The organism is Saccharopolyspora sp. NPDC050389 (assembly GCF_040655595.1).
GTDB lineage: Bacteria > Actinomycetota > Actinomycetes > Mycobacteriales > Pseudonocardiaceae > Saccharopolyspora.
In genome coordinates this window covers 65,441-86,443 of the sequence record NZ_JBFAKG010000042.1, presented here as the reverse complement: position 1 = coordinate 86,443, position 21,003 = coordinate 65,441, and the positions used below count along the sequence as shown (strand labels likewise).

Genomic DNA, 21,003 nt, shown 5'->3' with positions numbered 1-21,003 from the left:
TCCGGGTCGAGCAGCTGCTCCAGCCGCACGTCGGGGTCGCGCGGATCCCGTTGCGCCTGCTCGGTTTCCGGCCGGGTGGCCACTGCGGTCATCGGATCCTCCGGAAGTTCGGTGTTTGGAAGGCCGCAGTGGGCGGGATTGGCGCCGCTGACGGCGGCCGACCGTGTGCGGCTGTCGTACCCCAGGGCGCTAAAGGACGGGCTGAGTGGACGCCCAGCCCGTCCCGTGCGCGGACGGTCATGCCCTGGCGAAGGCGAGCGCGACGTTGTGCCCACCGAAGCCGAAGGCGTTGTTGATCGCTGCGGTCTGCTCGACGTGCCGCGGCTTGTCGGCCACCACGTCGATCTCGATCTTCGGATCGATCGTTTCCAGGTTCTGGGTCGCCGGGATGATGCCGTGCTGCAGGGAGAGGATCGTCAGGATGCTCTCCACCGCACCGGCCCCGCCGACCAGGTGCCCCAGCGACCCCTTCGGAGCGGTGACCACCGCGCCTTCGCCGATCGCCTTGCGCACCGAGTTCGCCTCGCCGATGTCACCGACCACGGTGGACGTCGCGTGCGCGTTGACGTGCCCGATGTCCGACGGCTGCAGGCCCGCGGTCTGCAGCGCCTTGCGCATCGCGGCGACCTGGCCGCGGCCGTCCGGCGGACTACCGGTGATGTGGTAGGCGTCGGAGGTGATGCCCACGCCCACCAGCCGGCCGTAGATCCGCGCGCCGCGCGCCTTGGCGTGCTCCGCGTTCTCCAGGACGACCACGCCGGCGCCCTCGCCCATCACGAACCCGTCGCGGTCGACGTCGAACGGGCGGGAGGCCCGCTCCGGGTCGTCGTTGCGGGTGCTCAGGGTCCGGGCCTGGGCGAAACCGGCGATGGTGATCGGGTGGATGCAGGCCTCCGCACCACCGGCCACCACCACGTCGGCATGCCCCTGCTGGATCATCTCGAAGCCCTTGGCCAGGCCCTCGGCGCCCGAGGCGCAGGCCGACGCGGGGGAGTGCACCCCGGCGCGGGCCCGCACGTCCAGGCTGACCATCGCGGCCGGGCCGTTGGGCATCAGCATCGGCACGGTCAGCGGCGAAACCTTGCGCAGCCCGTGCTCCTGCAGCAGCTCGTTCTGCTGCAGCAGCGTGACCGGTCCGCCGATGCCGGTGCCCAGCGACACGCCCAGCCGGTCAGGGTCGACCGGCTCGTTGTCGTCGGTGGGCAGCTCGAACCCGGCGTCGGCCCAGGCCTCGCGGGCGGCGATCACGGCGATCGCCTCGCAGCGGTCCATGCGCCGCAGCTGCACGCGGGGCAGCACCTCGCTCGGGTCGACCAGTAGCGGTGCGCCGATCTTGGCCGGGAGTTCGAGCCGGTCCACCCACTCGGCTTCCAGCCGCCGGACGCCGCTGGCGCCGTTGACGAATCCGTCCCAGGTGGACGCGATGTCACCGCCAAGCGGTGTCGTCGCGCCCAGCCCGGTGATCACGACATCCGTGGTCATGCGTTCTTCGTGATGTAGTCCACCGCATCACCGACGGTCTTGAGGTTGGCCAGCTCGTCGTCCGGGATCTTGACCCCGAACTTGTCCTCCGCCTGCACGGCGATCTCCACCATGGACAGCGAGTCGATGTCCAGGTCGTCGACGAAGGACTTGTCGACGGTCACGTCGGCGGCGTCGACACCGGCGACCTCCTCGACGATGGCGGCGAGACCGGTGGTGATTTCCTCGTTCGACACGGGTAGTTCCTTCCTGGTTCTTGCGTTTCGCACCGCGGGCCGGTGACCTGCGGCAGTTTTTGGGGGGACTCAGGGGCAGATGGCGACCTGGGCCGCGTACGACAGCCCGGCTCCGAAGCCCACGAGCAGCATCACGGCACCGCTGGGGATCTCCCCCGCCGCCCGCATGTGGTCGATGGCCAGCGGGATGGACGCCGACGACGTGTTGCCGGAATAGACGATGTCACGCGCGACCACGAGGTCGTCACGGGCACCCTGCGACTTCAGCTTCTTGCCGATCGCCTCGACGATCCGCAGGTTCGCCTGGTGCGGCACCAGGATGTCCACATCGGACAGCTGGAGTCCGGCCGCCTCGACCGCTTGGGCCGCCACCGGGGCGATCTGCGTGGTCGCCCACCGGAAGACCGACTGGCCCTCCTGGTAGATGTACTTGTTGTCGCGCAGATATATGGTGTCCACCAGGTCGCCGGCGCTGCCCAGCACGCCCGGGCCGAGCTCCGTCTCCTCGGCCGGACCGACCACCGCGGCACCGGCGCCGTCGGCGAAGATGATGCAGTTCGCCCGGTCTTCCCAGTCCAGCCATTCCTGGAACCGCTCCGAGCCGATCACCAGCACGTTGCGGGCAGATCCGGCGCGCACGGCGTCCGAGGCGGCGGACAGCGCGTAGACGAACCCGGCGCACGCGGCGTTGAGGTCGTAGGCGCTCTTGGCCTTGATGCCGATCTGGTCGGCGACCTGGGCCGCGGCGTTCGGGATGCCGCCCTGCATGGTGCACGTGGCGACGATCACCTGGTCCACATCGGACGGTGCAAGGCCCGCGTCGGCGATCGCCTTGGCACCGGCCTCGACGGCCATGTTGACCACGGACTGGTCCTCGTCACCGAGGCGGCGGTGGATGATGCCGACGCGCTGCCGGATCCACTCGTCGTTGGTGTCGACGACCTTGGCCAGGTCGTCGTTGGTGACGATCCGGTTGCCCTGCGTGCTGCCGAAGCCGAGCAGCTTGGTGCCGGCCGGAGTGGGGTTCTGGGCAAGGCGGGGTCGCGTCACGCGTCGCTCCCGAGCAGGTCGGCGACCTTGTCCAGGTCGGCAGGGGTCTTAAGAGCGACGGCCTTGACGCCCTTGAGTTCGCGGCGCACCAGGCCGCTGAGGGTGCCGGCGGGCGGGAACTCCACCACGGCCTCGACACCGCGGTCGGCCAGCGCCGCCATGCAGCTGTCCCAGCGCACCGGGCTGGTCACCTGCGAGACGAGGCGGCCCACGATCTCGGCGGCGTCGGTGACGACCGCGCCGTCGGCGTTGGACAGCAGCGGCAGCGCGGCGTCGGTGGCGGTCACCTTCTCCGCGTGCTGGGCCAGGCTTTCCTGCGCGGGCGCCATGAAGCGGGTGTGGAAGGCGCCGGCCACCGGCAGCGGCCGCACCCGGGCACCGGCCGGCGGTTCGGCGGCGAGCTCTTCGAGGGCGGGCACCCGCCCGGCGGCGACGATCTGGCCCGCGCCGTTGCGGTTGGCAGGGTCCAGGCCGAGCCGTTCGAGGTGGGCGACCACGTCGTCCGCCTCGCCACCGAGCACGGCGGACATGCTGGTCGGCTCCAGCGCGCAGGCGGCGGCCATCTCCCGGCCGCGCACGGCGGCCAGCGCGACCGCGTCGTCGAAGGTCAGGGCGCCGGCGATGGCGGCGGCGGCCAGCTCGCCGACGGAATGCCCGGCGACCGGCGTGTCCGCCGGAACCGTCACCCGGCGGCGCAGCTCGTCCGCGGCGATCAGCGACAGCGCCACCACCAGCGGCTGGGTGACCGCGGTGTCCTTGATCTCGTCCGCTTCGGCGGTGGTGCCGAGGCGGAGCAGGTCAAGGCCGGTCGACTCGGACCAGGCGGCGATGCGTTCGGCGACGCCGTCCAGTTCGAGCCACGGGTTGAACATCCCTGGGGTCTGCGACCCCTGTCCGGGGGCTAGAAGCGCGATCACTCTTGCTACTGAACACGCCCGGGTGCGATCGACGTGATGTCGACAGAGACGAAGTCCGGACCGCAAAATTGTGGAGTGTCTACAAGTGGGGAGGTGAGGGACCCCTGCCTGGGGTCGAATTGTTGTCGGCTGTGTCCGGTTGGTGACTGATCGGTGAACCCGGTAAAGCCCTGTTGCGGCGCGTGATCACCGCGTCACCACAGGCCGCGGGACTTGGCCAGTCGGCCCACCGCGAGGCCGACGCGCAGGACGTGGGCGTCGCGGGCGTTGGACGGCGTGTGGCCGGTGAGTTCCGCCACTCGACGCAGTCGGTACCGGACGGTGTTGGGATGCACGTACAGCTGCCGCGCGCAGTTCTCCAGCACGCCGCCGACCTCCAGGTAGGTGTCGACGGTCTCCATCAGAGCGCCGCCGGCGTCCACCAGAGGCAGCACGATCCGCTCGACCAGCTGCCGCTCGGCCTCGGGGTCGCCGGCGAGCGCCCGCTCCGGCAGCAGGTCGCCGGAGGGCACCGGGCGCGGCGCGGTCGGCCACGCCACCACGGCCCGCAGCGCGGACATCGCATCGCCGGCCGATCGGTGGGCCTCGGCCAGGCTCGGCACGGTCGGCCCGACCACGACCGGCCCTTCGTCGAACGCCTCGGACAGCCGCTTGGCCGCATCCTCGTTGGCGCGCGCGTCGCCCGGCCCGCCGAAGACCACCACCAGCCGGGTGCCCTGCACGCCGAGCAGCACCGGGCAGCCGACCCGGGCCGCGCGGCTGCGCACCTGGTAGACGATGGTCGGCGGGTCGTCGGACGGGGCGTTGCCGACCAGCACCGTCGCCTCCGACGAGGGCTCCCAGCCGAGCGCGGCGGCGCGGGAGAGCAGTGACTCCTCGGCGTCGCCACGCACGATGCCGTCGACCACCAGCGCTTCCAGCCGCGCGTCCCACGCGCCGCGGGCCTCCGCCGCCGCAGCGTACGAGGTGGCGGCCGCGAAGGAGATCTCCCGCGTGTAGCGCAGGATCGACTCGGTCAGCAGGATGCGCTCGTGCTCCTCGACGGCCAGCTCCGGCAGCTGCTGCTCGAGCACGTCGATCGCCACCCGGACCAGCTCCAGGGTCTGCCGCAGGCTGACCCACCGGGACAGGTCCCGGGGCGCGGTGCGGAAGGCCTCGGCGGTCAGCCGGATCGCCTCGGTCGGGTCCTGCAGCCACGCCACGAAGTTGGTGGCGCCGGTCTGGGTCACCAGGAGCACGCTCGCCCGCTGGTCGGCGGGCAACCGACGGAACCACGGCAGCCGTTGTTCCATCGCGCTGACGCTGGCGCTGGCCAGCCCGCCGGTGCCCCGTTCGAGGCGGCGGAGTGTGGCAGCGGAGAGCTGACGCTGCGTACCGGTATCCCGCTCACCTGCGCGTTCGGTACTCATGCCTCCAGAATCGCACGCCGCCGATCAGTCCCGGCGGGCAGCGGCCGACCGTGCGGGCCGGCTCACAACGCGCCGGCGCTCGACCCGGGAAGACGGCGTTCCGGTACCGCCGAGGCTCGGGATGCCGTGGGATCGTCGCGGATGGTCGATCCCACGGTCGGGGCGGCCACCCGCGTCGGCATCGACCTGATCGAGGGAAATGAATCGCCCTTTCGAGGGGCCTGTCGCGGTTGCTGGTAAAGCCCTCGCAGGAAACGATCTCCGGCACACGCGAATCGGGTTTTGTTTCGTCGAGGAGAAATCAAGTGGGAGCTCTCCAGCAGGGACTCGCAGAGGCATGGGTCGCAATCGCGACCTTCGTCCCGAAACTGATCGTATTCCTAATCATCGTGCTGGTCGGCTGGCTGATCGCGAAGGCGGTCGCCAAGGCGATCCAGATCGTGTTCGCCCGTCTCGGTTTCAACCGGCTGCTGGCGAAGTCCGGGCTCGGCGAAATGACGTCGAAATCGAACATCGACATCGCCGGCCTGCTGGTGAAACTGGTCTACTACTTCATCCTGCTCATTTTCGTGCAGCTGGCGCTCGGCGTTTTCGGGCCGAACGCGATCAAAGACCTGATCGACACCGTGGTGCTGTTCCTGCCGCGGATCGTGGTGGCGATCGTGCTGGTGCTGGTGGCCGCGGCGATCGGCCGGGCCGTCGGCGACCTGATCCGCGGCGCGCTGGGCAACCGCCCGCTCGGGCCGGTGCTGGCCAAGATCGCCTTCGGGTTCATCGTCGCGCTCGGCGTGATCGCCGCGCTCAACCAGCTCGGCATCGCCCTCACCGTCACCACTCCGGTGCTGGTCGCGGCGCTGGCCGCGCTGGCCGGGGTGATCATCGTCGGCGTCGGCGGCGGCCTGATCAAGCCGATGCAGCAGCGCTGGGGCCGGTGGCTGGACAGCGCCGAGGCCCAGTTCTCCGCCGGCTCCACCGGCCCGGCGGCCCCAGGCAAGAACGGTGCGAAGCCGGAGACCACCGGCGACGCGGGCGTGAGCGGCCACGCGTGACCGCTCGCCGCGCCTGACCGAAGGTCGGGACTCACCCGGTGGGTGGGTCCCGGCCTTTTTCACGCACTTGGCCGTGGTCGCCTGAGCGCGATCGCGACACCATGAAGGAACGGATCAAGCCGGGAGGGTGATCAGTAGTGGCTTTGCCTCTCGTCTGGCTCGCGGACGTGTTGCGCGCGGCCGGGCTGACGGTGGTCGAAACCGATGGCTGGCGGGACCGGAGCGCCACGTCGGGGCCGCAGCCCGCGCCGGTCGGCGTGCTGGAACACCACACCGCGACCCCCGCGTCGTACGAAAACCCCGCGCCGAGCGTGCAGCTGTGCATCGACGGCCGCCCCGACCTGGCGGGACCGCTGTGCCACGCGGTGATCGGCTTCGACGGGGTCGTGCACATGATCGCCGCCGGGCGGGCCAACCACGCCGGCAAAGCGAAGGCCTCCGGGCCGAACCCGGAGGGCGACGGCAACACCCTCTACGTCGGGTTCGAATGGGACTACCAGGGCGTCGACCAAGGGCCCAGCCCCGAGCAGTACCGGGCGGCGCTCAAGGCGACCACCGCGGCGCTCAACCACCTCGGGCGCCCGATGGACGCCGCGCGCGGCCACAAGGAGACCAGCGTCACCGGCAAGATCGACCCAGGTCACGTCGACATGGACCAGTTCCGCGCCGAACTCGGGAACAAGGATGGGGAGGACGTGATGACTCCGGAGCAGGACGCGATTCTGCGACGCCTGGAACACGAGCTGCTCGGCCCGCGCGGGCCGAAGGGCGAGATCCAGGGCTGGCAGACCGAGGTCGGCCCGCGCACGATCGTCGCGATGCTCGTCGACCTCGTCAACGAGGTGGTGGCGAAGCAGCAGGCCCCGGCCGTTCCGGCGCAAGGGGCGGGCCCCGACGCGGAAGCGATCAAGGCGGCGTTCCAGGCGCTGCCGCCGGACCAGGCGGCGCCACTGCTGGCGGAACTGGTGCGAATCCAGCAAGGCCGCCAGCCCACACCCGAGCAGTACGCCCAGCGCCCCCAGGCGTAGCACCTGGTCAACCCTCGTGAGCACTTTGGAGCGCCATCGCACTCCAACGTGCTCACGAGACCTGACCAGCGAAAACGGAGCTGCAGCAGGAGGTTTCGGGCGGCGGTGTCGCGAATCCGGCCGGGCGGCGGAGTTCAGCCGCGCCTTGCGGCGCGGTGCTGGGCCCGCTGGTCGCGGCGGTTCTGGAGGCGTTTGACCAGGGCCGGCTGCTGCTGGAGCGCCTCGGGTTCGTCCAGCAGGCGGTTCAGCCGCTGGTAGTAGCGGTTCGGGGAGAAGCCGAAGCGCTCCTGGATGACCCGTTCCTTGTTGCCCTGGTAGTGCCAGTGCTCCAGCTCGAAGGCGAGGATGGCGCGATCGGTGTCGTTCATCCGGCGTGCCTCCTTCGAGTTTCTGTCGATCGAGTCTAACGGCCGGGGCACGCGTGTTCGATCGGCCATCCCGGTTCGACGCGCGAGAATTCCGTTGTCACTCACGGCAAACGCGCGGCGACGGCGCGTCGCAGGTGGATCAGGTGCCGGGCCAGCGCAAGCCCCGCCAGCAGCGCCAAGAGCACCGAGACGCCCGGCCACCCGAGTTGGGAGTAGGTGCGCACCCCGAGCCAGGAACCGAGGCTGCCGCCGAGGAACGCGCACGTCATGTAGGCCGCGTTGAGCCTGCCGCGCACCTCGGGGCGCAGCGCGAAGATCCGCACCTGGTTGGCGACCATGCCGGACTGCATCGCGACGTCGAGGAGCAGCGTGCCGATCACCAGGGCCGCCAGGCCGAGCGCTCCGCCGAGGCTGCCGACCGCGAGGACGGCGGCGGATGCGAGCACGCCGAGGATGCAGACGAGGTTGACCGGATCGGGCCCACGGCGGTCCGCCTGCCGTCCGGCCAGCGGCGTGCAGATCATGGTCGCCGCGCCGACCAGGGCGAGCGCCCCGACAGCCGACGTGCCAAGGCCGTACACCGGGCCTGTCAGCAGCAGCGCGACGCCGGTCCAGACGGCGGTGAAACCGGCGAAGATCGTCGCCTGGTAGAAGCAGGAGCGGCGTAGCTCGGGCTCGGTGCGCAGCAGTTTCAGCGACTCGGCCAGCAGTGCCGGATACCGCTGCCGGGATGACGGGACCGTCGTCGGCAGTGAAAAGGCCAAGGCAGTAGCGGCAAGCAGTGCGAGTGCCCCGGCCGCCACGTAGGGCGCTCGCCAGCCCAGCCATTCCCCGGTGGTTCCGCCGAACGCACGGGCCAGCAGCATCCCGCCGATCGAGCCGCTCAGCAGCACGCCGGTGACCGCCCCGCGCCGATCGTCGGCCACCAGCCCGGCCGCCATGGGAGCGAGAATGGGCGCGATCACGGTCGTCACGCCCACGAGAACGCTCGCGCCGACCAGGGGTGGCAGCGCGGCCGCGCTGCCGGCGGCGAGCAGGCCCAGCCCGGTGAGCCCGAGCAGGGCGACGATCAACGGGCGGTGCGGGAGCCGGTCGCCGAGCGGAACCAGCAGGAAGATCCCGAACGCGTAGCCCAACTGCGCCGCGGTCACCGCCAGCGCGGCCGATTCCGGCGACACGTGCAGGCCGCGGGCGATCAGCGGGCTGATCGCCTGCGGGAAGTAGATGTTGCCCACGGCCACGCCGCAGGTCAGCGCCAACAGCAGGACGAGCGGCCGACTCATGCCGGCGGGACTGCTTCCAGATGGCCGGGAGGCGCTGTCACTCGCGCAACGATCGTCGGTGCGAGGGCCAGGGCGCAACCGGATTTCCGGCGGGCCAGGTTGGATCAATCCTGTGATCCAACCCACGTATCGGGTGCGGAACAGATCTCCGGGCGCACGATGTTGAGCAGATCGAACGAAGTCGTGCGCTCCGGGGTCGGTGAAAATCCGAACCGGCGGTGAAAGTCCGCGAACCGGCGCCTCCACGCGGAGGCGTCGGCCGATCCGGTGGAATTCCGGGACCGACGGTGAAAGTCCGGATGAGAGGCAGCGCACGGGCGGCCGCAGTCGGCCGTCGGCGTGTCAGGCCGGCGGTCGTCGACGTCGGCTTCCCGCGTGTACCCCCGGTGCGTTCGCATCCGGTGGGAGGAGCGGGCGTGCAGGCAATCGCGGAATGGGTGCTCGACAACGGGTTCACCGTGCTGGGCCAGAAGATCTCCTGGGCGGAACTGGTCGGGCAGCTGTGCGCGCTCGCAGTCGTCTTCCTCGCGCAACGCAGAACCCTCGCGACCTGGCCGGTGCAGGTGTCCGCGACGGTGCTGCTGTTCGCCGTCTACGCCTCCGCCCACCTGGGCGGGCTGGCCATCCGGCAGGTCATGATCCTGCTGATCTCGTTCTACGGCTGGTGGGCCTGGAACCGGCGCAGCGACCCGGTTTACGGCGTCGTGGTGCGCAAGGCCAGCGCCGTGGAACGGCTCGCACTTGTCGCCGCGCTGGCGCTGGGCACCACCGCATTCGCGCTGCTGCTGTCCGCGTTGGACGCCTCGTGGGCCCCGTGGCCGGACTCCTGGATCTTCATCGGCACCCTGGTCGCGTTCTGGGCGCAGGGCCGCGGCCTCGTCGAGTTCTGGCTGGTCTGGCTGGCCGTCGACGCGGTCGGCGTGCCGCTGCAGATCGCCTCCGGCCTGTACTTCAGCGCGGCGATCTACGTGGTCTTCGCGGCGCTGGTGATCCATGGCTGGTGGAGCTGGAACCGCACGGCACGCGTCCAGCGCACCCGGGAGAGCGCTGCGGTCGGGAGCTGACCGCTGACCTTCGGTCACCCGTGCGGGCATCGGCACGGCCTGTTCACGAGGCGGCCATTTTCGAGCGCTCCGCCGTTCGGTCACCCGGGCGAAGATCATGCCGATCAACGCCCGTGGTGAGGAGCTCAGGTGTCCGGAAATCCGTTGTCCCGTCGATCGGTCCTGGTGGGCGGGGCCGTGCTCGCCGCCGCTGCTCCCGCCCTCCCGGCCTCGGCGGCGGAGCTTCGCGGTGTCGGAAGGCCGACCCGGCCCGGCGAGTTGTTCACCCTCGGCGTCGCCTCCGGCGAGCCGCTGCCGCACGGCGTGGTGCTTTGGACGCGGCTGGCTCGTGAGCCGCTCGCCGAGGACGGTCTCGGTGGGATGCCGGACAAGGAGATCAAGGTCGACTGGGAGGTCGCCACCGACGAGCGGTTCAGGCACGTCGTGCAGCACGGGCACGTCGACGCGGTGCCGCGGTCGGCGCACAGCGTGCACGTCGAGGCCAACGGCCTGCGGCCCGGGACGGAGTACTTCTACCGGTTCCGCGCACGGGGCGAGCTCTCGCCGGTCGGCCGCACTCGCACCGCCCCGGCGCCGGGCGCGCTCGGCGATCTGACCATGTGCTTCGCCTCCTGCGCGCACTACGGCGAAGGCTTCTTCACCGCCTACCGCCGGATGGCCGAGGACGAGCCGGGCCTGATCCTGCACCTGGGCGACTACCAGTACGAATACGCCGGCAACCCGAGCAAGGACGTGCGCGAGGTGCACGGCCCGGAGACGGTCACGCTGGCCAACTACCGGCAGCGGCACGCCCAGTACAAGACCGACCCGGATCTCCAGCTCGCGCACTCGGTGGCCCCCTGGCTGGTCGTCTTCGACGACCACGAGGTGGAGAACAACTGGGCCGACGAGATCCCGGAGGCGAAGTCCGAGACGCAGGGGCAGGCGTTCCTCCAGCGGCGCCGCGACGCCCTGCAGGCCTACTACGAGAACATGCCGCTGCGGTGGGAGTCGATGCCCAACGGCATCAACATGCAGCTCTACCGGCGTCGCGCCTGGGGTTCGCTGGCGAACTTCCACATGCTCGACACCCGCCAGTACCGCGACGACCAGGCGTACGGCGACGGCAACAAGCCGGACGGCCCGGACCTGCACGTGCCCCGGCGCACCATCACCGGAATCGACCAGGAGGGGTGGCTGCTGGACGGGCTGCGCGAATCCCGGGCTCGATGGGACGTGCTCGGCCAGCAGGTCTGGTTCGCCCAGATGGACCACGATCCGGGCCCGGCGAAGGTGCTGCCGATGGACGCCTGGGACGGCTACCAGGCGTCGCGCCAGCGGGTCAAGGCGGGTTTCGACGCCGCCCGCAACGTCGTGGTGCTGACCGGCGACGTGCACTCGCACTGGGCCGCCGACATCAAGGCCGACTTCGACGACCCGGACTCGCGCAACGTCGCCGTGGAACTCACCACCACTTCGATCACCTCCGGCCGGGACGGCGCGGAGACGAACGAGGGCGGCGACAAGATCAAGGCCGCCAACGAGCACGTGCACTTCTACAGCGCCCGCCGCGGCTACGTGCGAACCCGGATCACGCCGAACCAGGTCCGCGCCGACTACCGGGTGCTGCCCTACGTCTCCAAGTCCGGCGCCCCGGCGACGACGGCGGCCAGCTTCGTCACCCAGGACCGCGACCCAGGTCTGCACGCGGTCTGACCCCGCGTCCGACGAGCCGCGGGGCGCCCGCCACCTGGCGAGCGCCCCGCGCCGGTCACGTCCCGATCAGGCGACGCCTGGATCGGAGGTCTGCGGCCCCGCGGCCTGGACGTCGTCCAGCCGGTAGCGCCGGGTCGCCTCGACCACCTTGGACTTGTCCACCTGACCGGTGCGGGCCAGCGCGGCCAGCGTCGCGACCACCGTGGACTCCGCGTCCACCAGGAACACCCGTCGCGCGGCCGGCCTGGTGTCGGAGAACCCGAACCCGTCGGCGCCGAGGCTGATCATGTCGCCGGGCACCCACGGCCGGATCAGGTCCGGCACCGCGCGCATCCAGTCGCTGACCGCGACCACCGGGCCGGCGGCCTGCGACAGCGCCCGGGTCACGTGCGGCACCTGCGGCTCGGCCTCCGGGTGCAGCAGGTTGTGCCGGTCGGCGGCCTCCGCCTCGCGCCGCAGCTGCGACCAGGACGTCGCCGACCACACGTCGGCCTGCACGCCCCACTCCTCGGCCAGCATCTGCTGCGCCTTCAGCGCCAGCGGCATGATCACGCCCGACGAGAGGATCTGCGCCCGCGGCCCGGCGCCGCCCGGCGCGGCCTGGTACCGGTACAGGCCGCGCAGCAGTCCGTCGACGTCCAGGTCGGCCGGCTCGGCCGGCTGCTGGTACGGCTCGTTGTAGATCGTCAGGTAGTAGAAGACGTCCTCGGCGTCCTCGCCGAACATCCGCCGCAGGCCGTCCTTGACGATGTGCGCCACCTCGAACGACCACGCCGGGTCGTAGGCGATCACCGCGGGGTTCGTCGCGGCGATCAGCTGCGAGTGGCCGTCGGCGTGCTGCAGGCCCTCACCGGTCAGCGTGGTCCGCCCGGCGGTGGCGCCGAGCACGAACCCGCGCGCCATCTGGTCGGCCGCCGCCCAGAAGCTGTCGCCGGTGCGCTGGAAGCCGAACATCGAGTAGAAGACGTAGACCGGGATCATCGGCTCGCCGTGCGTGGCGTAGCTGGAGCCCGCCGCGGTGAACGACGAGGTCGAGCCGGCCTCGTTGATGCCCTCGTGCAGGATCTGGCCCTGTTGGCTCTCCCGGTAGGCCAGCATCAGCTGGTAGTCCACCGGCGTGTAGAGCTGGCCCAGCGGGTTGTAGATCTTCTGCGACGGGAACATCGAGTCCATGCCGAACGTGCGGGCCTCGTCCGGGATGATCGGCACGATCCGCGGCCCGATCTCGGGATCCTTGGCGAGGTCCTTGAGCAGCCGGACGAACGCCATCGTGGTGGCGACCTCCTGCTTGCCGGAGCCGCGCCGGACCACCTCGTAGACCTTGTCGCCGGGCAGTACCAGCGGCTTGGCCTTCACCCGCCGCTCCGGCAGGTAGCCGCCCAGCTGCCGGCGCCGGTCCTGCAGGTACTGGATCTCCGGCGAGTCCTGCCCGGGGTGGTAGTACGGCGGCAGGTAGGGGTCGAGGTCCTCGTCGCTGATCGGGATCCGGAGGCTGTCCCGGAACAGCTTCAGGTCGTCCAGCGTCAGCTTCTTCATCTGGTGGGTGGCGTTGCGGCCCTCGAAGTGCGGGCCGAGGCCGTAACCCTTGATCGTCTTGGCGAGGATCACGGTCGGCTGGCCGTGGTGCTCGGTGGCCGCCTTGTAGGCCGCGTAGACCTTGCGGTAGTCGTGGCCGCCGCGGCGCAGGCCCCAGATCTGATCGTCGGTGAGGTGCTTGACCATCTCCTTGGTGCGCGGGTCGCGGCCGAAGAAGTGCTCCCGGACGAACGCCCCGTCGTTGGCCTTGTAGGTCTGGTAGTCACCGTCCGGGGTGGTGTTCATCAGGTTCACCAGGGCGCCGTCGCGGTCGGCGTGCAGCAGCCCGTCCCACTCGCGGCCCCAGACCACCTTGATCACGTTCCAGCCCGCGCCGCGGAAGAACGCCTCCAGCTCCTGGATGATCTTGCCATTGCCGCGGACCGGCCCGTCGAGCTGCTGCAGGTTGCAGTTGATCACGAAGGTGAGGTTGTCCAGCCCCTCGTTGGCCGCGACGTGCAGCAATCCGCGCGACTCCGGCTCGTTCATCTCGCCGTCGCCGAGGAACGCCCACACGCGCTGCCGGCTGGTGTCCTTGATGCCGCGGTCGTGCAGGTAGCGGTCGAAACGCGCCTGGTAGATCGCGTTCATCGGCCCCAGCCCCATGGACACCGTGGGGAACTCCCAGAAGTCCGGCATCAGCCGCGGGTGCGGGTAGGACGGCAGGCCGCCGCCGGGTCCGGCGTGCGAGTACTCCTGGCGGAACCCGTCGAGCCGATCGGCGGGCAACCGGCCCTCCAGGAACGCGCGGGCGTAGATGCCGGGGGAGGCGTGGCCCTGGATGTAAAGGTGATCACCACCACCCGGGTGGTCTTTGCCGCGGAAGAACCAGTTGAAGCCGACCTCGTAGAGGCTGGCGGAGGATGCGAAGGACGAGATGTGGCCGCCGACACCGATGCCCGGCCGCTGCGCGCGGTGCACCATCATCGCGGCGTTCCACCGCATCCAGGCCCGGTAGCGGCGTTCGGTCTCCTCGTCGCCGGGGAACCACGGCTCCTGCTCGGTGGGAATGGTGTTGACGTAGTCCGTGCTGGTCAGCGAGGGGACACCGACACCGGATTCGCGGGCGCGCTGGAGCAGCCGCAGCATCAGGTAGCGGGCGCGCTGCTGCCCGTTGGCCGACAGCACCGAGTCGAAGGACTGCAACCACTCCTCGGTCTCCTGCGGATCGATGTCCGGAAGGTGGGAGGCGAGACCGTCCCGGATGACCCGCACCCGCTGCGCGGGCATGGGCGTGTCGTTGTTGAGCGGGGACAAGGGAACTCCTCGACTACGTCGTGGACCTGGCAGGGTGTCGAACAGTGATATCCGACACCCTCATGGTCCACCATCTTGGCTGCCGATGCGTACACCGGCGGCGGGTCGAGAGCGAACCAGGCTGTTGATGTCGTGCCGGTCGGTCTAGAGTCGGACCCCAACGCGTTGCTACGGCGTGTCGTGTCGTCAGCAGTTGCGCGGGTGGCGGTCGGCAGTGTTCGCTATCCGCCAGATCTGGAAGGTGTGCGGCGTCGAAGGGTCGCCGCACCGGTGCATTGGAGGAGTGAGCAAACCGTGGTCGCCGCGGGAGACGCCGGTAAAGGCGAAGCCGACGTCGCCGAGAGGCTCGACATCGAGCCGGAGATGGTTGTCCAGGAGTTCGGCTGGGACGAGGACGTCGATGACGACGTCCGAGCCGCGATCGAGGAGCGTTGCGGGAGCGAACTCCTCGACGAAGATGCCGATGAAGTGGTCGATGTCGTGCTGCTGTGGTGGCGTGAAGACGACGGCGACCTGACGGACACGCTTCTCGATGCCATGACGCCACTGTCCGATGAAGGGGTCATCTGGGTACTGACTCCCAAGACCGGCCGGGAGGGCTACGTCGAGCCGGCCGACATCTCAGAGGCGGCATCGACGGCGAACCTCGCCCAAACCGGGAAGGTCAGCCTCGGAGAGGGCTGGATGGGTACGAGGTTGGCCTACCGCCGGGCAAAAGCCCGGCGCTGATCGGCCGTCGAAAGTCGCTGTGCGCATGTCCACCCCGTGGGCACCGGTGCTCGCCATCGGTGCCCACGGCGGTCGGGTCGGTGTAGGTTCGGCGATGACAAGGTCACGTCGATCAGGAGGATTCCTCATGACGGTCGAGGTCGGTGCGCAGGCGCCGGACTTCACGTTGCCGGACTTCAACAAGGAAAAGGTCTCGCTGGCCGACTTCCGCGGCAAGAAGAACGTGCTGCTGGTCTTCTACCCGTTCGCGTTCAGCGGGATCTGCCAGGGCGAGCTGTGCCAGGTCCGGGACGACCTCGGTGACTTCCAGAACGACGACGTCCAGGTGCTCGGCGTGTCGGTCGACTCGCCGTTCGCTCTCAAGGCTTGGGCGGAGAAGGAGGGTTACACCTTCCCGCTGCTGTCGGACTTCTGGCCGCACGGCGAGATCGCCAAGGCCTACGGCGTGTTCAACGAGGCGGCCGGCATGGCCAACCGCGGCACGTTCCTGATCGACACCGAGGGCAAGGTCCGCTTCGCCGAGGTGAACCAGCCGGGCGAGGCCCGCGACCAGGACGTCTGGAAGAAGGCGCTCGCCGAGCTCAAGGCGTGATCGAACGCGAAGAGCGGAGTGGTGGCCGACCGGGTGCCGAGCACGGCGCAAAACACCGGTAGGGTATCCGAGGTGTGATCCGATCGGATGAACCCGGAAGGCCACCAACAGGGCGCATAGCTCAGCGGAAGAGCACTTGCCTTACAAGCAAGGGGTCGTAGGTTCGAACCCTACTGCGCCCACCCACCGGACATTGGATCCATGTCGTCGGCGTCGCGGTGTTGGCGTTCTGCCACGTGCGGCGCTCGTGTTTTTCCGGCGACGGCAGACCATTGCGGTTTTCCAGTTCGCCGTCCCGTCTCGTTTAGTTCGACGATGCCTGATCCACGGAGAATCCGGCTCTGTCCCGATTTCGATGGGGACGGTCGTGTCAGCGATCTGACGCATTCCAAGTAGGTCGCGAACCCGCGCGCATTCATCCGCGCGGCCTCCCCGCGGTGCAATCGCGCCATCGCCGCTGCCTGCCGCTCCACGACCACCGTCTCGCTGGCGGAAGCATCTGTCTGGAGGTGGCAGCGGCGCGGGATCGTAACTTTACCAACTGGATGGTAAAGTTACTTGCATGAGACCGAGTTCGAAGACGACGATCCTCGAGGCCGCGCGGCGGGTCGCCGAGCACAGCGGGATCGGCGGCCTGACCTTGGACGCCGCCGCTCAGGAGGCGGGGTTGAGCAAGCCCGGCCTGATGTACCACTTCGCTGGCAAGGAACAGCTGCGGGTGGCCGTGGCCGAGTACATCACCGCGAACTGGGAGGAGGCGATGCTGGCCGAGCTGGGCAAGCCCTTCGATGAGGCGACCGCCGCCGAGCGGGTCCGTGCCTACTGCCGCGTCGCCGCCGACGTGGCCGGCGGCAAGGCGGATCTGGCGATCTTCGTCGACTCCATGCACGAGGAGTCCTGGCTCGCGCCGTGGCGTGCGCTGCTGCGCCGGTGGCTGGAAGAACCCGCTCCGCTAGCGCAATCCGCTCCGGACTCCCGGTCTGTCGACATGGCCGTGGCCAGGCTGGCCGCGGACGGGTTGTGGATGGCCGACGCGAGTGGGACCTCCGGCTACGACCAGGCCATGCGAGCGGCGGTCGTCGCCAGGATCGAGCGGCTGGCCACCGGGATGGAGCAGGAGGAATGAACAAGTGGCTGCTCCTCGGCGTCGCGATCGCGCTGGAAGTCGTCGGCACGTTGTCGCTGAGGGCGATGGAGGGGTTCGCGCACCCGTGGTGGCTGCTGCCCGTGGTGATCGGATACGTCGGCGCCTTCTACCTCGTGGCGAAGGTGCTGGCCACCGGCATGGCGGTCGGAGTGGTTTACGGGATCTGGGCCGCCTCCGGTGTGGCGCTTACGGCGGTCTTCGGAGCCATCATCTTCGGCGACCCGCTGACCTGGGTGATCGGGCTGGGCATCCTGCTGATCATCGGCGGGGTTCTGCTGGTCGAGCTGGGTTCGCAGCGGGCCGAGCGCGAGCGGCACCGGACGGGCGAGCCGCGAGCCGCGCTGAGCACCCCGGGAGGTGAGTGACCATGACGTGGCTGCTGCTCGTCGGAGCCATCGGGCTGGAGACCGCCGCGACCCTGTCGATGAAGGTCTCGGAAGGTTTCACCAAGAAGGCCTGGATCCTGCCGGTCGTGCTGGGTTACGTCGGTGCGTTCTCGCTGCTCGGCGTCGTGCTGGGGCAAGGCATGCCGGTCGGAGTCGCCTACGGGATCTGGGCCGCGAGCGGTGTCGCGCTCACCGCGATCCTCGGCCGTGTCATCTTCCGCGACCCGCTGACGTGGATCATGTCGGCCGGTGTCGCGCTCATCATCGGCGGAGTGCTGGTAGTCGAACTCGGTGCGCAGGCGGCGCACTGATCCCCTTGGCACGAGGAGGAATCCCATGTCGACAGTCACCGAGGATCCCCGATTCCCCAAGGCCGGATTCACCGAACCCTCTCCTCGCGGGTTCCTCTACCTCGGAAGACCACGGGCGGATTCGCCGTCTCGCCGCGCCCGCGTTCAGTCCGAAGATGATGGCGGTCTACCGGACGGGAATCGAGCAGATCACGAACCGGGCGGCGGGCATGGGCCGATTCGACCTGATGTCCGAGGTGGCCGCGCCGTTGCCGATCGAGGTGATCTCCAAGCTGCTCGGGATCCCCGAGCAGGCTTCGGAGCCGTTCCGGGAATTCGGCAGGATCGTCGCGAGCTCGCTGGACGGTGTCGAAACGTGGGAGACCGCTCGCAAGCTCGGCCCCGCGCCCCGGGCGCTCGAGGAGTTGTTCGCAGAGCTGATCACGCGGCGCGCCGCCGATCCCGGTGAGGACGTGCTGAGCGGACTGGCCGCCGGCCTCGACGCCGATCGGATCTCCCCGCGCGAGGCACTGGCTCTGAGCCGCATCCTGCTCATCGCCGGTTTCGAGACCACGGTCAACCTGATCGGGAACGGGATGCTCGCGCTGCTCGACCGTCCCGAGCAGTGGGCGTTGCTGGGGGAGAAGCCGGAACTCGCGCACGGGGTGGTGGAGGAGACGCTTCGCTACGACCCGCCGGTGCAGGCCACCCTCCGCTACGCCCGTGAGGACGTTCACCTCGCGGGACGCCGGATTGCCGAGGCCGAGCCGGTTTACGTGCTGACCGGTGCGACCGGCCGGGATCCCGCGGTGTTCCCGGATCCGGATCGGTTCGACATCACCAGGTCGCCGAGCGCCGATCACCTCGCGTTCGGTTCGGGGCCGCACTACTGCCTCGGTGCGCCGCTCGCCCGGCTGGAGGGCGAGGTGTTCTTCGAGGCGGTCGCTCGGCGCCTGCCCGGGCTGGTCAGGGACGGCGATGCGCCGCACCGGCGGTTGATGGCGTTGCGCGGTCTCGGCGAGCTGCCGGTGCGGCTCGGCTGACCCGTGAGTCGCGGTCCGGGCTCCGGGTGATGAACGTCAAAACGGCTCCTCCCAAGGCTGGGAGGAGCCGCTTTGCGTTATTGAGCCGCTAGTGCTCGTGCGCGATCGCTCAGAGCGGGCGAACGCTGCTGGCCTGCGGGCCCTTCGGGCCCTGCGTGACCTCGTAGCTGACCTGCTGGTTCTCCTCCAGGCTACGGAAGCCGGACGAGTCGATCGCCGAGTAGTGGACGAACACGTCCGCGCCGCCGTCGTTGGGGGCGATGAAGCCGAAGCCCTTTTCGGCGTTGAACCACTTGACGGTTCCCTGTGCCACTGCTGTCTCCTCTGGTGGAACTGAAGGCGGGCTGCCACCTTTGCGGCAACCCGGGCCGTAGTTTCAGACGGCTACCACTTCAGCTGAACCAAAGGGAGAAGCTCGCCCGCAACTCGTCCTGCGAGCGTGCGAAAACACGAACTCAGAATTCAATACGACCGCAGTCAGCCTAGCACCTCCGGACGTCGTCGGGCACGCAACGACCAACCGGTCTGGTGGAGATTTCGCCAACGGCTGATCGGCGGGTGGCTGGATGATGTGGGCGTGGATGTGATTGGACGGGATGAGCTGCTTGGGGTGGCCGAGGCGCTTGAGCGGCTTGCCGGCGTTTCGACTGGTGGTGACTGGCGAGTTGGGGGCTTGCTCGCCACCCGGCCCGAGGTCGTCGCCGATCTCGGTGATGGCTTGACGGAGCACGTGGCCGAGGCGCGGGCCGGGAGTGCTCGGTGGATCGCCGCTCTTTCGCCTGCTCTGGCCGGGCCTCTTGCCGCTTGGCTCCGGTCGGCCGCTCAGGTGGAGCCCGTCGATGCCGCGGCTTTGGCGTTCGCTCGTGCTCTGCGGCGTCGGCTTCCCGGTGTCGGCGGATCATCGTCAACTCGTGGTTGACGCGACCAGATCGTCAACCTATGGTTGACGCATGGACAAGGTGCAGATTTCCAACCACGTTTCGCTCGACCAGTTGATCCAGGGCATCAAGAAGGGGCGCACCGACGCTCTCGACCAGCTCTCCGATGCCGTCATCGCCGGCGAGCACCTCGGAGAGGTCGCCGATCATCTGATCGGTCACTTCGTCGACCAGGCCCGGCGGTCCGGCGCTTCCTGGACCGAGATCGGGAAGAGCATGGGCGTCTCGAAGCAGGCCGCCCAGAAGCGGTTCGTGCCGAAGGCCGACTCCGGCGGCCTCGACCCGAGCCAGGGATTCGCCCGGTTCACCGACCGGGCGCGGAATGTCGTGGTGCTGTCGCAGGCCGAGGCGCGCACCTCGGGCAGTGCCGAGATACGGCCCGAGCACCTGGTGCTGGGGCTGCTGGGCGAGCCGGAGGGGCTCGGCGCGAAGGCGATCGCCGCTCAGGGCGTGTCGCCGGACGCCGTCCGGGAGTCCGTGGCCGAGGCGCTGCCGCCTGCCGTCGACGAGGTGCCGCAGCTCATCCCGTTCGACGCCTCGGCGAAGAAGGCGCTCGAGCTGACCTTCCGGGAGGCGTTGCGGCTGGGGCACAACTACGTCGGCACCGAGCACATCCTGCTCGCGCTGCTGGAGAACGAAGACGGCACCGGCGTGCTCTCCGGGCTTGGCGTCGAGAAAGCCGCCGCCGAAGCCAACATCACCGCTGCGCTCGACGCGATCATGGCCGCGCGCGAGGAGTGAGCCACCTGGCGGCGAAGCCCGTTGGCCTGCGGGGAGGCCAACGGGCTTCGCGTCGTTCGCGGGAGCTGCGCGCCCGCCGGTTTCGCCTCGCCCGACGCCGGGCAACCGCTGATGATGGCAGTCGGGTGCCGGTGAAGGGATCGATCATGGGTGGCGAGGAATCCGCGGTGGGTCGGGCTCGGTTGGCCGAGGAGATCCGCACGTTGCGCGCGCGGCGGCAGCAGCTGGTCGACGAGCTGAGGCAGAGCGACGAATCCGGCGACCGGGGCGACGCCGCGCAGGAGTTGCAGGGCGGCGACGAGGTCGTCGCGATCGACGATCGCATCACCGAGTTGGAGGGAATCCTTGCCGGCGGGCCGCCCGAGGTTCAGGGCTTGGCGGCCGGCACCGAGGTGACCTTGCGGCTGCCCGACGGCACGGCGCAGGACTTCCAGGTCGTGGCGATCCCGGAGGAGATCGCCGAGGGCGAGGAGGACACGACGTTGACCTCCGACAGCCCGCTGGGCCTGGCGTTGGCCGGTAGCCACCCAGGGGAGACGGTCAGCTTTCCGACGCCGGAAGGCAAAACGCGCGTCGAGGTCCTCAGCATCCGGCCGCCGGGCTGAGCTCGCTCCACAATGGATAATCAAATTCGCCGCTGCGCATCAGCGCGCGCCGCTGCTCACCGATCGCCGGCTGCTGTGCTGCCCGACGAGCCCGGCAGCGCTGCCGGGCACGCCACGGT

The 21,003-nt window shown here is 69.7% G+C and carries 21 protein-coding genes, 1 tRNA gene and 1 riboswitch; of the genes, 13 read left to right on the top strand and 9 right to left on the bottom strand.

The genetic code is table 11. The annotated features are described in order from the left end of the window. Nucleotides 1-237: 237 nt before the first annotated feature. The 5 genes from AB0I53_RS26320 to AB0I53_RS26300 all read right to left on the bottom strand — a co-directional run bounded on the left by AB0I53_RS26320 (nt 238) and on the right by AB0I53_RS26300 (nt 5,094). Nucleotides 238-1,482 (bottom strand): beta-ketoacyl-[acyl-carrier-protein] synthase family protein, encoded by a 1,245-nt coding sequence (locus tag AB0I53_RS26320; RefSeq protein WP_358608153.1) that lies wholly within the window; start codon nt 1,480-1,482, stop codon nt 238-240. Continuing rightward, nucleotides 1,479-1,718 carry an acyl carrier protein gene (locus tag AB0I53_RS26315; protein ID WP_093273031.1) on the bottom strand — a complete coding sequence of 80 codons (240 nt, stop codon included), beginning with the start codon at nt 1,716-1,718 and terminating at the stop codon, nt 1,479-1,481. Before AB0I53_RS26315 ends, AB0I53_RS26320 begins: the two co-directional genes overlap by 4 nt. A gap of 69 nt (nt 1,719-1,787) precedes the next feature. Next, nucleotides 1,788-2,768, bottom strand: coding sequence for a beta-ketoacyl-ACP synthase III (locus AB0I53_RS26310; protein WP_358608150.1), 981 nt, complete (start codon nt 2,766-2,768; stop codon nt 1,788-1,790). After that, nucleotides 2,765-3,685, bottom strand: a complete 921-nt coding sequence (locus AB0I53_RS26305; protein ID WP_358608147.1) for an ACP S-malonyltransferase — start codon at nt 3,683-3,685, stop codon at nt 2,765-2,767. The genes AB0I53_RS26310 and AB0I53_RS26305 overlap by 4 nt, the downstream gene beginning before the upstream one ends. A 194-nt stretch (nt 3,686-3,879) precedes the next feature. Further along, nucleotides 3,880-5,094, bottom strand: coding sequence for a helix-turn-helix domain-containing protein (locus tag AB0I53_RS26300; RefSeq protein ID WP_358608144.1), 1,215 nt, complete (start codon nt 5,092-5,094; stop codon nt 3,880-3,882). Nucleotides 5,095-5,399: 305 nt separating this feature from the next. Between AB0I53_RS26300 and AB0I53_RS26295 the strand changes: the two genes are divergently transcribed. Then, entirely contained in the window at nt 5,400-6,143 is a 744-nt protein-coding gene (locus tag AB0I53_RS26295) for a hypothetical protein (RefSeq protein ID WP_358608141.1), read from the top strand. A 137-nt stretch (nt 6,144-6,280) separates the two neighbouring features. Then, entirely contained in the window at nt 6,281-7,171 is an 891-nt protein-coding gene (locus AB0I53_RS26290) for an N-acetylmuramoyl-L-alanine amidase (RefSeq protein ID WP_358608138.1), read from the top strand. Between the two features lie 134 nt (nt 7,172-7,305). Here the strand turns inward: AB0I53_RS26290 and AB0I53_RS26285 are convergent, their stop codons facing one another. Further along, nucleotides 7,306-7,539 (bottom strand): DUF3263 domain-containing protein, encoded by a 234-nt coding sequence (locus AB0I53_RS26285; RefSeq protein ID WP_358608135.1) that lies wholly within the window; start codon nt 7,537-7,539, stop codon nt 7,306-7,308. Between the two features lie 101 nt (nt 7,540-7,640). Further along, nucleotides 7,641-8,822, bottom strand: coding sequence for an MFS transporter (locus tag AB0I53_RS26280; protein ID WP_358608132.1), 1,182 nt, complete (start codon nt 8,820-8,822; stop codon nt 7,641-7,643). Nucleotides 8,823-9,003: 181 nt separating this feature from the next. Beyond that, nucleotides 9,004-9,139, top strand: a riboswitch (FMN riboswitch). A gap of 99 nt (nt 9,140-9,238) precedes the next feature. Here AB0I53_RS26280 and AB0I53_RS26275 point away from each other — a divergent pair. After that, the gene (locus AB0I53_RS26275; protein WP_358608130.1) at nt 9,239-9,886 is read left to right on the top strand and encodes a nicotinamide mononucleotide transporter family protein; all 648 of its coding nucleotides are present in this window, start codon (nt 9,239-9,241) and stop codon (nt 9,884-9,886) included. A gap of 129 nt (nt 9,887-10,015) precedes the next feature. After that, nucleotides 10,016-11,581, top strand: a complete 1,566-nt coding sequence (locus AB0I53_RS26270) for an alkaline phosphatase D family protein (protein ID WP_358608127.1) — start codon at nt 10,016-10,018, stop codon at nt 11,579-11,581. Between the two features lie 66 nt (nt 11,582-11,647). On the opposite strand, the gene aceE is transcribed toward AB0I53_RS26270, so the two are convergent. Then, nucleotides 11,648-14,386: a pyruvate dehydrogenase (acetyl-transferring), homodimeric type gene (gene aceE, locus AB0I53_RS26265; protein ID WP_358608177.1), complete on the bottom strand. Its 2,739-nt coding sequence runs from the start codon at nt 14,384-14,386 to the stop codon at nt 11,648-11,650. A gap of 321 nt (nt 14,387-14,707) precedes the next feature. Here aceE and AB0I53_RS26260 point away from each other — a divergent pair, with 321 nt between their 5' ends. The 7 genes from AB0I53_RS26260 to AB0I53_RS26230 all read left to right on the top strand — a co-directional run bounded on the left by AB0I53_RS26260 (nt 14,708) and on the right by AB0I53_RS26230 (nt 18,600). Beyond that, nucleotides 14,708-15,142 (top strand): DUF3052 domain-containing protein, encoded by a 435-nt coding sequence (locus tag AB0I53_RS26260; protein WP_358608174.1) that lies wholly within the window; start codon nt 14,708-14,710, stop codon nt 15,140-15,142. 127 nt (nt 15,143-15,269) lie between these two features. Further along, nucleotides 15,270-15,734 (top strand): peroxiredoxin, encoded by a 465-nt coding sequence (locus AB0I53_RS26255; RefSeq protein ID WP_358608124.1) that lies wholly within the window; start codon nt 15,270-15,272, stop codon nt 15,732-15,734. 110 nt (nt 15,735-15,844) lie between these two features. After that, a tRNA-Val gene (locus tag AB0I53_RS26250) sits at nt 15,845-15,916 on the top strand. Between the two features lie 380 nt (nt 15,917-16,296). Further along, nucleotides 16,297-16,860, top strand: coding sequence for a TetR/AcrR family transcriptional regulator (locus AB0I53_RS26245; RefSeq protein ID WP_358608122.1), 564 nt, complete (start codon nt 16,297-16,299; stop codon nt 16,858-16,860). Next, nucleotides 16,857-17,246 (top strand): SMR family transporter, encoded by a 390-nt coding sequence (locus AB0I53_RS26240; RefSeq protein ID WP_358608119.1) that lies wholly within the window; start codon nt 16,857-16,859, stop codon nt 17,244-17,246. The genes AB0I53_RS26245 and AB0I53_RS26240 overlap by 4 nt, the downstream gene beginning before the upstream one ends. Nucleotides 17,247-17,248: 2 nt before the next feature. Then, on the top strand, nt 17,249-17,578 hold the full coding sequence (locus tag AB0I53_RS26235; RefSeq protein ID WP_358608116.1) for a multidrug efflux SMR transporter: 330 nt from the start codon (nt 17,249-17,251) through the stop codon (nt 17,576-17,578). A gap of 155 nt (nt 17,579-17,733) precedes the next feature. Then, entirely contained in the window at nt 17,734-18,600 is an 867-nt protein-coding gene (locus AB0I53_RS26230; protein ID WP_358608113.1) for a cytochrome P450, read from the top strand. A gap of 109 nt (nt 18,601-18,709) precedes the next feature. Here the strand turns inward: AB0I53_RS26230 and AB0I53_RS26225 are convergent, their stop codons facing one another. After that, on the bottom strand, nt 18,710-18,913 hold the full coding sequence (locus AB0I53_RS26225; RefSeq protein ID WP_358608110.1) for a cold-shock protein: 204 nt from the start codon (nt 18,911-18,913) through the stop codon (nt 18,710-18,712). 637 nt (nt 18,914-19,550) lie between these two features. Here AB0I53_RS26225 and AB0I53_RS26220 point away from each other — a divergent pair. Continuing rightward, nucleotides 19,551-20,279: a Clp protease N-terminal domain-containing protein gene (locus tag AB0I53_RS26220; RefSeq protein ID WP_358608107.1), complete on the top strand. Its 729-nt coding sequence runs from the start codon at nt 19,551-19,553 to the stop codon at nt 20,277-20,279. A 146-nt stretch (nt 20,280-20,425) separates the two neighbouring features. After that, entirely contained in the window at nt 20,426-20,884 is a 459-nt protein-coding gene (locus tag AB0I53_RS26215) for a GreA/GreB family elongation factor (RefSeq protein WP_358608105.1), read from the top strand. Nucleotides 20,885-21,003: the final 119 nt, after the last annotated feature.